General features: G+C 39.5%; 8 protein-coding genes. 4 read left to right on the top strand and 4 right to left on the bottom strand.

The genetic code is table 11. From position 1 onward, the window contains the following. Positions 1-219: 219 nt before the first annotated feature. Positions 220-483 carry an accessory factor UbiK family protein gene (locus J5X91_RS05445; RefSeq protein ID WP_086994730.1) on the bottom strand — a complete coding sequence of 88 codons (264 nt, stop codon included), beginning with the start codon at positions 481-483 and terminating at the stop codon, positions 220-222. 163 nt (positions 484-646) lie between these two features. Between J5X91_RS05445 and rep the strand changes: the two genes are divergently transcribed. Then, positions 647-2,665, top strand: coding sequence for a DNA helicase Rep (rep, locus tag J5X91_RS05440; protein ID WP_086994727.1), 2,019 nt, complete (start codon positions 647-649; stop codon positions 2,663-2,665). 5 nt (positions 2,666-2,670) lie between these two features. Here the strand turns inward: rep and J5X91_RS05435 are convergent, their stop codons facing one another. The 3 genes from J5X91_RS05435 to elbB form a co-directional block, all read right to left on the bottom strand. Further along, positions 2,671-5,241 (bottom strand): diguanylate cyclase, encoded by a 2,571-nt coding sequence (locus J5X91_RS05435; RefSeq protein WP_208834202.1) that lies wholly within the window; start codon positions 5,239-5,241, stop codon positions 2,671-2,673. A 169-nt stretch (positions 5,242-5,410) separates the two neighbouring features. After that, on the bottom strand, positions 5,411-5,806 hold the full coding sequence (locus J5X91_RS05430) for a cytochrome c5 family protein (protein ID WP_041454600.1): 396 nt from the start codon (positions 5,804-5,806) through the stop codon (positions 5,411-5,413). Between the two features lie 230 nt (positions 5,807-6,036). After that, positions 6,037-6,684, bottom strand: coding sequence for an isoprenoid biosynthesis glyoxalase ElbB (gene elbB / locus J5X91_RS05425; RefSeq protein ID WP_089368823.1), 648 nt, complete (start codon positions 6,682-6,684; stop codon positions 6,037-6,039). Between the two features lie 872 nt (positions 6,685-7,556). On the opposite strand from elbB, the gene polA reads away from it, so the two are divergent. From polA to J5X91_RS05410, 3 genes are all read left to right on the top strand, one after another. After that, positions 7,557-10,292: a DNA polymerase I gene (gene polA, locus J5X91_RS05420; RefSeq protein WP_086994718.1), complete on the top strand. Its 2,736-nt coding sequence runs from the start codon at positions 7,557-7,559 to the stop codon at positions 10,290-10,292. A gap of 469 nt (positions 10,293-10,761) precedes the next feature. Beyond that, complete coding sequence (locus J5X91_RS05415; RefSeq protein WP_011329398.1) at positions 10,762-11,349, top strand: YceI family protein; 588 nt, start codon at positions 10,762-10,764, stop codon at positions 11,347-11,349. After that, positions 11,346-11,864: a DUF1285 domain-containing protein gene (locus J5X91_RS05410; protein ID WP_041454598.1), complete on the top strand. Its 519-nt coding sequence runs from the start codon at positions 11,346-11,348 to the stop codon at positions 11,862-11,864. Before J5X91_RS05415 ends, J5X91_RS05410 begins: the two co-directional genes overlap by 4 nt. Positions 11,865-11,902 lie beyond the last annotated feature (38 nt).

Below are 11,902 nucleotides of genomic sequence, written 5' to 3'. Positions count from 1 at the left end.
TTTCAGCGCTAACTGCGTTGAATTTACTTGCAATAGGCCAGCTATTGACGCGTAAATTCGCCTTGTTTTCACTGAAATCTTCTGGCTAGAGAAAATAAATATAATTATAATTCAATATGTTAGTAAATTCCTTAACTAGAGTTCAGGTTATTTAATTAATTAGCACTATTACAAAACAAAAAAGCAGCCTTGGCTGCTTTTTTACTTTAAGCGTATATATTATTCAGCATTTGGCTGAGTGCTAAGTTGTTGCTCTAACAGTGCAACTTTAGCTTCAAGCTCAGTTAGCTTTTCGCGTGTACGGATCAGTACTTGGCTTTGTACATCAAACTCTTCACGACTTACAAAGTCCATCTCAGCAAGCTTGTTTTGTAAAACTTGTTTGGTTTTACCTTCGAGTGTATCGGCTAAGTTTTTTACGCCTTGTGGCATATTACTAGTGATTTGCTTTGCAATTTCTTCAAGTTTTGCTGGATTAATCATGTTCGTCCCTTGGCTGTTGCCCAGAATTTATAATAACTAATATTACCTTATAGCCAGTGTATTTAACACAGGTTGATCTTTATCGAATTAATTAGTGCAATTGCTATGCTCGCTGTAATGGTTACGTTAAAATTGCCCGTCTTTTTAAATCTCTTTGGTCGTTATGAAACTCAATCCTAAACAAGATGAAGCGGTAAAATATATTAGTGGGCCATGCTTAGTGCTTGCTGGAGCTGGCTCTGGTAAAACGCGTGTTATTACTAATAAAATCGCATATTTAGTGAAACAGTGTGAGTATAAAGCGCGTAATATTGCCGCGGTTACTTTTACCAATAAAGCTGCTAAAGAGATGCGTGAGCGTGTTTTGCAAACACTTGGCAAGCAAGATGCCAAAGGGCTTTGGGTATCTACATTTCATACGCTGGGTTTAGAAATTATCAAAAAAGAACTTAGTACACTGGGCTTTAAGCCGGGTTTTTCGCTATTTGACGATCAAGATACCAACCAGTTATTAAATGATTTAACCGAAGACGAACTTAAAAATGATAAAGACCTACTCAAGCTATTAAAAATGGCAATTGGTAGCTGGAAAAACGAATTAATTTTACCAGAACAAGCAATCCGCGAGGCGCAAGAGCCACAAAAAGCATTATTTGCACAGCTTTATGGTCGCTATCAAAACCAGTTACGTGCTTACAATGCACTAGATTTTGATGACTTAATAATGATCCCTACTTTGCTCCTTACTAATAATGCCACCTCACGGATGCGCTGGCAGCAACGCTTTAAATACTTGCTGGTGGATGAGTACCAAGATACCAATACCAGCCAATACCAACTTGTTAAGCTGTTAGTAGGTGAGCGCGCCCGCTTTACTGTGGTAGGCGATGACGATCAATCGATATATTCATGGCGCGGTGCGCGTCCGCAAAACTTAGTGTTATTAAGTAAAGACTTCCCCGGGCTTAGACTTATTAAGCTGGAGCAAAACTACCGTAGTGCAGGGCGAATACTAAAAGCGGCTAATATATTAATTGCCAACAACCCGCACGACATTGAAAAAAAGCTGTTTAGTGAGCTCGGTTATGGTGAGCCAATAAAAGTAATTGGTTGTCGTGATGAAGAGCATGAGTCTGAGCGCGTAGTGGCTGAAATTATTTCGCATAAGTTTATGAAACGCACTAGCTACAAAGATTACGCTATTTTATATCGCGGTAATCACCAAGCGCGAGGCTTTGAAAAATCGTTAATGAGTAACCGTATTCCATACAAAATTAGCGGTGGTATGTCGTTTTTTTCGCGCTCAGAAATTAAAGATATTATGGCCTACTTACGGCTGCTGGTTAATCAAGACGATGACAATGCATTTTTACGAATAGTAAATACACCACGGCGCGAAATAGGCACGGTGACACTTGAAAAGCTGGGCACGCTCGCAAATGAAAAGCACATGAGTTTATTTGCTACCTGTTTTGATAATGACCTAGGTTATAGGCTAAAAGGGCGTGGTTTGAACGCACTTACTGGGTTTGCACGTTGGGTTGTGGAGCTATCAGACAACGCGGTGCGCGGTGATACCCTAGAAGCGGTTAAAGATTTAGTGCGTAACATTAACTACGAAGCGTATTTATACGAGTCATCACCTAGTGCCAAAGCGGCTGAAATGCGGATGAAAAACGTATCGGAGTTATATCGGTGGATCACCGACATGCTAACCGGCGACGCCGATAACGAGCCCATGACCTTGGCCGAAGTAGTGAGCAAACTTACATTACGCGATATGTTAGAGCGTAACGAAGAAGAAGATGAAGCCGACGCGGTGCAGTTATCAACCTTGCATGCATCAAAGGGACTAGAGTATCCGTACGTGTTTATGGTGGGTATGGAAGAGGGCTTGCTACCGCATCAGGTAAGTATTGATGAGGACAACGTAGATGAAGAGCGTCGCCTTGCGTATGTTGGGATCACCCGAGCTCAACAAGAGCTCACCTTAACTTATGCTAAAATACGTCGTCAATTTGGCGAAACATCACAAACAGAGCTCAGTCGTTTTGTACAAGAACTACCACAAGACGATTTAGCATTCGAGAATAAAAAAGCACCTAATAGCCAAGCCGAGCGAATGGAAAAAGGTCAGGCGCGTGTGGCTAATCTACGCGCTATGCTTAAAAAACCTGAATAAATTGGTTAACGTTGCAGTGATTCAGAGTGACTAATAGAGGGCTGCAAACTACTGTTAAGTGCAGACTGTTTACCGATAAAAAATCCTAGACCGTGTTTATCTAATAGAGCTCTAAAATTTAATATAGCAGGGCCTTTTGCTATTACTTTAGTGTTTTTAATTTTAGTAATGGCAAGTACTCCCTGCAGTTGTAGGTCGTAGCTAGCTTGCTGCAAAATACGTTTACTAAATGTCGAGCTTAGTAGTAGGTAGTCAAAATCAATTTCGCTAAGTAAGTTAAGCTCGCATTTATCTTTAGCAAAATTATTTAACCCAATAGAGTAGCCATTTAAAGATAATTGCTTTAAATTTTCAATTTGTGTTGCACTAGCATAACGAATTTCTTGCTCGTCAAAGAGTAAGCAAAGCTGTGTTTTGTTTTCGCATTGGCTCAAAGCATCAGTAAATAAATTAAACTCAGGATGGGCCAATAACAAACTAGAGCAAGGTAGTAAGCCGACGTTTAAGTTAGCGTTACTTGTTTGTGTGTATGCTTGTTGCAGTAGCTGTAGTTCAACATTAAGATGTTGCTCTTTATCGCAGGCAAACTTTTTTAGAATATCAAAACTGGTATAGCCCAATATAGGGTGCTCGCCAAATGCCTCTAGCAATGACTCAGACTGGCAATTTTCATCAAGAGTAATGATCTCAGAACTTCTAAAATTCATTGGTAGCTGTTCAAGGTAATGCAGTACTGGTGATTGCTGCTCTGGTATTGCTTGCGTTAATAGCGGGTGGAATAGCTCATAGCGGTTTCTACCTGAGTTTTTAGCGTAGTACATAGCGGCATCGGCATCACGAATTATTTCATCCGTATTTTTATAGCTTTGGTTAGAGTAAGTTATACCAATACTTGCACCACTTTGCAGTGACGAGCCTTTAAAACAAAATGGTTCTGCCATTAAGTTAATTATTCTATTTGCAACATCTTCAGCTTGTTGAGGCTCGGTTAAATGAGTCAATAAAATTACAAACTCATCCCCCCCTAAGCGCGCTAATAAGTCGTGCTCGCGAATACACTGCGAAAATAGCTTACTCACGCTAATTAAAAACTGATCCCCGGCATGATGGCCAAGTTGGTCGTTAATACTTTTAAACTTATCTAAATCAATAAATAATACGGCAAAGTGTTGCTCTACAAAGCGATGATATTCTTGCAGGGTTTTTTCAAGTTGAGTTAAAAATAAGCTTCGGTTAGCTAAACCGGTCAGCGAGTCGTGATGCGCGTCGTAATAAAGCTGCTGCTCTATTTTTTTTCGCTCATCAATTTGCATTTGTAAATGTAGGTTAGCTTGGCGTAACTCTTTAGTTTTTTCGTCAACCCGAAACTCAAGCTCCTGATGACTCTTTTTAAGTGCGATATTAGCTAATTTTGTTTGTAATACTGTAGCAATTTGATGGGATACAAAGGTGATGAGTTCGCAATCATCTTGGCTAAAAATATGTTTATTGTTATACGCTTGGCAAACAATTAAACCAATAACACCTTGTGATGTTTTTAATGGTGCGCCAAGCCAACTAGTAGCCATTTGCTTTTCAGGCACAGGTGAAGTGCGTTGTACTGTGCCATCTTGTATAAGCGCTTTTGCTCTATCGGGATGTATAAGCTGAGTTTCTTCGGTGCTAATTACCAGCTCACTATAGCCTTTAGAAAAACGCCTTGATTGAGGGTTCTTTTTAAATTCATCTACGTAATAAGGAAAGCTTAGCCAGCCAGAATCTTTGTTATAAAGTGCAATATAAAGGTTATCAGCATAGGTTATCGACTTTATAATTTCATGCAGTTGTAAATATACATCATCAATATTTTTAGCTTGTGTTGCCAGCTCCGATATTTTAAATAAAATTTGCTGGCGTTGTAGGGCTCGTTTACGTTGTTCGACTTCAAGGTTAAGCGCTGCGTTACTTTGTGTAAGTGCTTGGGTGCGAATTTTAACTTCGGCTTCGAGTTGCTCGCGCTTTTTTACTCGCTCTATTGCGGTAGCTAAGTACAGCGACATAACCTCTAGTAATTGTATTTGTTGAGGGCTGTATCCTTGCTCTGTGTCGTAACTTTGTGCTGCAAGTACGCCTATAATGCTTTTTTCTTGAAATACAGGCACGCCAATCCAGTGCTCAGCAGGCGTACCTAAAGCTTTAAATAAACCATTATTAGCAGCATCTTGCATTTGTTGCTTAGTAAAGTAGGTTGTTTTACCTTGTTTAAATACATAACCAGTTGCACCTTCGTTAAAACTATTATGCTGATTAAGGGCAATAGCAAGACCATCTTTTTCGTCTGAAAAATAAGAAAGTTCTAATAAGTTTGTGTGTCTGTTGGAAAGTACAACATAAAAACTTTTGCTTGGTACGTACTTTTGCAAAATATCGTGTATAGCGGGATAGAGTAAGGTAAGTTCTGCAACCGTGCTGGCTTGCTCTGATAATAGGATCAGGGCATTTTGTAGATGATGTGCATGCTTGTACTTTTTCAGTAGCGCTTTAAGACGTTTATTTTGATGCGCTAAGTTACTAGGTACTGTTAATTTATCTTCCAATGATGTTAACCAGCTGTGTTTTTATTGTATACTAATTGCGCTTATAATTTCATTTTTAACTATTAGCGTCAAGTATATATTCGTTAAAATAGCGGTTAAAAGTAGATAAAAAGCATTAAAAAAGGCTTACCTTAGGTAAACCTTTTTATTTATTGATTTTAGTAGGCTTTTACTTAGTTGTCATAAAGTTAATTGCGGCACTAATTTCGTCTTCAGAACAATCCATACAAGTACCTTTTGGCGGCATTGCATTAAAACCATTCAGTGCGTGATCGAGTAATACATCATTACCTTTAGCAAGGCGAGGTGACCAATCATCAGCCGATTTAGGTGCGCCTAACGCACCAGTACCGTGACACGCAAAACATGAAGCTTGATATACTTGCTCGCCAGAACGTGGGCCAGTAGGGGCTGCAGGAGCGGCCACTTTGTCACCCTCAAGGTATACAGCACCAATCGGTGCGAGACGTTTTTTGATTGCATCGGCAGTCATAGAGTTATCATATGGCTGTGCGTATGCGGTGGTTGCTAGCATTAGTAATGCTGCAGCTGATAGTTTTTTCATTTTGCCTTGCCCACTTCAATTTGAACGTGATCAATCACGATTGTAAATGACGGAATTTAAAACAATTATAACTCCCCTAAGCAATTTATAAAATGCTAAGAGTAGATTTTATTGATTAAATCGACTAAAGATTGCGTTAACTCAATAAAAACAGCAGTTTACTAAATGGTTAAACAGAGTAACTGTTATTCTAAGTTACAAAAATCTAAATAGATCATATTGATCAAAAATCAGCTTAGTGCGAGCACTTCACTCACCAGTTTAGCTATTCCAGCATCGGCATCGAGTATAGATTGTGCCAGCATATAGGCTGGTGTTGTTACTAGCTTGTACTGCTGATCTACAACAATATCATCTACTGCGCAGGTGACATGCTGAGCACCTAGGGTGTTAAGTGCATTAGCTGTGTCACTATCATTACCTATAGTTAGGTGTGCTTGCTGATAAATAAAAGGAATTAAATTAGGAGCAATACACATATAGCCCGCTGCTTTATTGGTATTGGCAAACGCTTTACAGGCATGTAACACGTCAGCATTAATACTTGCCTGTGGCCCTTTTATAGCAAAGTCAGATAGATTTTTTGCAGCACCAAAACCACCCGGTACAATTAAAGCGTCAAACTGTGTAACGTCCAGCTCAGTAATCGCTTTTACTTCGCCGCGAGCAATACGCGCTGCTTCTACAAGTACATTACGATTATCGGTGGTTTCTTCACCAGTGAGGTGATTAATGGTGTGATGCTGCGCTATATCGGGTGCAAAGCATTGATAACTTGCACCATTTTTTGCTATGTGTAATAAAGTCAAAACGGCTTCATTAATTTCACTACCATCATAAACGCCACAACCGGCTAAAATTACTGCAACTTTTTTCATTTTTTATCTGCTCCGTTTAAGTCGGCAAACTAAAATTTAGTTCGATAGATTAGGGTCTGTTAACCTTTGCGGATTAAAATTTGTTCAAACTAGGAGCGATTTGATCGCGGCGCGAGGTTTGTAACCTAGTAGGCTCGATAACTGCTCCTGCGTTATTCTACTGGCTTACATCTATGTGTAAATAAGTAAAAACAGAGCAAAGCTTTTGCATCCTGCTCATGCCCCTAACAAAGAGTTAATCGCCCCTAGACAGAACCCTTCGGGCAGCGCATGTTTGGTATTAATGCTGCGTTATCGCCTATTTATGGGGAATAACCACACCACATAGGCTCTGCCTTGTCTAAATACCAAACACACTGCTGCAAACTCAATCTTGAAAGATCAACAGACCTTCAAGTTTAACATGGCAAAAATAATCTGTTTGAAAAATTATTTGTATAGTTACTGTTCGCTAAGCGAGTGATCATAGGGTATATGCCATTTGGTGATCAACCACAGTGAAAAAAATTATAAAGGATCGCTATGATCTTTGATCCATTATGCTAGAATGCTCGTCCAGTTATTTAAATGGATGCAAATAATGGCAATGACTAACAGCGGATGTAACGCTTAAAACTTTTTTCCACATTGGTAAAAAAATAATAAAAAAAGAACCTCGTATTATCTTTTTTAGTAAAAACAACCAGTTAACTTTATTTCTAAGCGTTTTTTAATGCTTTGGAAGAATGGCCTGTGGCTGTTATCTACAAAGTTATCCACAGTTTGTTCTGAATTAATCAACATCAGTAGTATTAATTCGCAGTCGTTTTATTCACTGCCTTATGGCATGCTTATAATTATCTTACTTTTTGTATTTAGGATCCAAATTCACCATGGCTCAGATCCCCGAAAACCCACTTATTTTAGTTGATGGCTCTTCATATTTATTTCGTGCTTATCATTCACCGCCACATTTAACTAACTCAAAAGGTGAAGCGACCGGAGCGATATATGGTGTGATCAACATGCTAAAAAGTTTGATCAGACAATATGATCCCTCGCATATGGTGGTTATATTTGACGCTAAAGGCAAAACCTTTAGAAATGACATGTATAGCGAATATAAAGCGAACCGTCCGCCAATGCCAGATGACTTACGCACGCAAATAGCGCCAATCCACCGTATTATTAAGGCAATGGGTTTTCCGCTTATTAGCATTGAAGGTGTTGAAGCCGACGATGTAATTGGTACGTTTGCGCGCATAGCTTCAGAGCAAAAGCGCCACGTACTGGTTTCTACCGGCGATAAAGATATGGCGCAGTTGGTAAATGAACATGTAACGCTTATAAACACCATGACCGACAGTATCTCGGATCCTGTTACTGTAGTTGAAAAGTTTGGTGTGGGCCCAGAACTTATTATCGATTATTTAGCTTTAATGGGCGATAAAGTAGATAACATTCCAGGGGTAGAAGGGTGTGGTCCTAAAACTGCGGTTAAGTGGTTAGAAAAATACGGATCGCTACAGGGCGTTATGGATAATGCCAGCGAGATCAAAGGTAAAATAGGAGAGAAGTTAGCAGCTGCGCTAGATCATCTGCCTTTAAGCTATCAACTTGCCACTATTAAGTGTGATGTTGAGGTTGAGTCGGATCTTGATACCTTTAAGTTACAAGAGCCCAATAAAGATGAGCTAATCGCGCTTTATGGTGAATGTGAATTTCGTCGTTGGTTAGCTGAGTTACTCGATAACCCTAAAGATACCGAAACACACTTAGCTGTTCCCACTGAGGCTAACGAAGTACCAAAAGTAGCAGAGGCACAATACGAAACTATTTTAACCGAGAGCCAGTTTGATGCATTAATAGAGCAGCTAAATGATGCTGAGCTATTTGCCTTTGATACAGAAACAACCAGCCTTGATTACATGCAAGCACAGTTAGTAGGTATGAGCTTTGCGGTAAAAGCCGGTGAAGCTGCTTATTTACCCGTTGCTCACGACTATCCGGGTGCACCTGAGCAACTAAGCCTTGAGTTTGTAATGCAAAAATTAGGACCTATTCTAGCCGATGCCAAAAAAGCTAAAGTAGGGCAAAACCTTAAATACGATAAAAGCGTATTAGCAAATGCGGGTTATGAATTAAACGGTATTAAGTTTGATACCATGCTTGAATCGTATGTGCTTAACAGTGTGGGTACGCGCCATGATATGGATTCACTGGCACTTAAATTTTTAGGCCATAAAAATATCAGCTTTGAAGATATTGCTGGTAAAGGTAAAAAGCAACTTACTTTTAATCAAGTAGAGCTAGATAAAGCCGGCCCCTATGCCGCTGAAGATGCAGATATTACGCTGCGTTTACACCAAGTTTTATGGCCAAAATTAGCCGCTGACGAAAAACTAAAATCAGTATTCGAAGATATAGAAATGCCACTGGTTAATGTTATTTCTGATATTGAACGCACTGGTGTAGCAATAGACAGCAAAATGCTTGCTGCGCACAGCCAACGCTTAGGCGAGCGTTTATTGGAGCTGGAAAAAGAAGCGTATGAAATAGCGGGTGAACCATTTAATTTAAGTTCTCCAAAACAACTACAAGTATTGTTGTTTGAAAAACTGGAACTGCCAATAATTAAAAAAACGCCTAAAGGCGCGCCTTCTACCGCAGAAGAAGTATTACAAGAATTAGCGCACGACTATCCACTGCCTAAAGTAATTATTGAGCACCGTGGTTTATCAAAGCTTAAATCAACCTATACCGACAAATTACCGTTAATGGTTAACGAGAAAACGCAGCGTGTGCATACCTCGTATCATCAAGCCGTAACGGCAACTGGGCGTTTAAGTTCAACCGATCCTAATTTACAAAATATTCCAATTCGCTCAGAAGAAGGGCGTCGTATTCGTGAAGCGTTTATAGCGGCCGATGGCTATAAAATTGTCGCTGCCGATTATAGCCAAATTGAGCTACGTATAATGGCGCATCTTTCACAAGATAAAGGTTTATTAAGTGCGTTCGCTAATGGTTTAGACGTGCACAGTGCCACTGCAGCAGAAGTATTTGGTGTAAGTTTAGAAGAAGTGACCAGCGATATGCGTCGTAAAGCTAAAGCGGTTAACTTTGGCTTAATTTATGGCATGTCGGCATTTGGTTTAGCACGCCAGCTGGATGTGCCACGCCATGAAGCGCAGCATTATATTGATAAATATTTTGAGCGTTTCCCAGGTGTTTTAGAGTATATGGAAACAACGCGTGAAAAGGCCGCTGAAAGCGGTTATGTAGAGACTATTTTTGGACGCCGTTTATATTTACCAGAAATAAAAGCCCAAAATGGTGCACGAAGAAAAGGAGCTGAGCGCGCAGCAATCAATGCGCCAATGCAAGGCACTGCTGCCGATATCATTAAAAAGGCAATGTTAAGTGTACACAGTTGGGTATACGAGCAAGCTCCCAATACCGTTAAGCTATTAATGCAAGTACACGATGAGTTGGTATTTGAAATTAAAACAGACTGTGTTGATGCTTACACAAAGCATATTTGCGAACTAATGTCGCAAGCGGCTACTCTTGATGTACCACTTATAGTTGAAGCTGATGAAGGCGACAACTGGGAACAGGCTCACTAAGTTTATATAATAAAATGACAAAAAAGTGCCTAAGGGCACTTTTTTTATGTCAGTTTAAAAATATTAATTACTTAAATAAATAGCCGCATTAGTTACATAAAAGTTAACTAAAGAAAAGACCGATGTTAAATCATAAGGTGTTGGCAAATATACACAAATTATCTAGAATTTTATTGTACTAGTGCGCTGGCTTTTGTTAAAGTCGCGCCGTCCTCATCCTGTAGGACATCCTGTTGATGATGCATCTGCGAAGATGCAATTATTCATAGCTTCTCCCCAGTTTGCTATACCGGCCTATCATATATTTGATGGGCCGTTTTTTATTCCTAACCTTAATTATTCCCCATTTATTATTCTATAATTACACTTAATCCTTTAGGTGATACCATCATAAGCTCATAAAAAGTACTTTCTATTCATTTGTGGTTCTAATGAATGGGGTATTGTTCATTTATAGAAGGAATTCGTCATGTTTAAAGCATTAGCTATTGCAGGTTTGTCGTTATCAAGTTTAGTTATTTCTAATATCGCTCAGGCCGATTGGCAGTTAGTAAACGATAAAAGCCAATTAAGCTTTGTTTCTATCAAAAAAAATAGTATTGCTGAAGCAAATCACTTTACTAATATTGAAGGCAAGTTATCAGATAAAGGTGAGTTTAGTGTAAATGTAGACTTAACCTCGGCAGAAACACTGATCCCCATTCGTAATGAGCGTTTAACAAAATTATTATTTGAAGCCGATACATTTGCAAATGCCATATTAACCGCAGATCTAGCATCGCAGCTCAGCAGTATTAAAAAACCTGGCCAGTATGTGCTTAAAGGGATTAATGCGGAACTTGATTTTCATGGTAATAAAAAGCCGCTTACTATAGATGTGCTGGTTAGCAGTGCAGAAAATGGTGATTTAAGTGTGTCTTCTTTCAGTCCTATTATTATTAATAGTAATGATTTTGCAATTACAGAGGGCATTATGGAATTACAAAAATTAGCGGGTTTACCGTCAATTGCGACTGCCGTACCTGTTACTTTTGCACTGACATTTAAAAAGCAGTGATTTCCCTTAGCCAACTAAGCAAGCAATTAAGCGAGCCAAGCAAACCCTTTGATAGTTGGCAACCAACTCACTGTGGATCATTGCCAATGGTTATTAACGACCAAGGGCAATGGTTTTATGCTGGCAGTGAAATAACACGCCCGGCTATGGTAAAGCTGTTTGCCTCGGTATTGTGTAAAGAGGGTGAGCAGTTTTATTTAAAAACGCCGGTCGAAAAAATAGCCATCACGGTTGAAGACGCCCCCTTTATTATTGTTGCCTGGCGATTTGAAAATACCGAGCAAGGACAAGTGCTTTGTTGTATAGATAACCTAGACAGACAATGGCTCATCAGTGCTGAGCAACCTATATATATACAAGACTACAAAGATGCAGCCGTGCCTTATATACAACTCCCTTATGGGTGCTGTGCACGCGTGGCAAGAAGTGTATTTTATCAATGGGCAGAAATAGCCCAGACAGACAAACAGGGTTATTTTATAACATCTGCCGGGGAGCCGTTTTATTTATCCTAAACTCGGGTAATAGCGGATAATAATGGCTTAGGTTTGTA

Origin of the sequence: Pseudoalteromonas sp. K222D (genome assembly GCF_017653575.1) — a bacterium.
GTDB classification, from domain to species: domain Bacteria; phylum Pseudomonadota; class Gammaproteobacteria; order Enterobacterales; family Alteromonadaceae; genus Pseudoalteromonas; species Pseudoalteromonas nigrifaciens.
The sequence above is the reverse complement of the archived record's forward strand: the minus strand, read 5'-3'. Positions and strand labels throughout refer to the sequence as shown.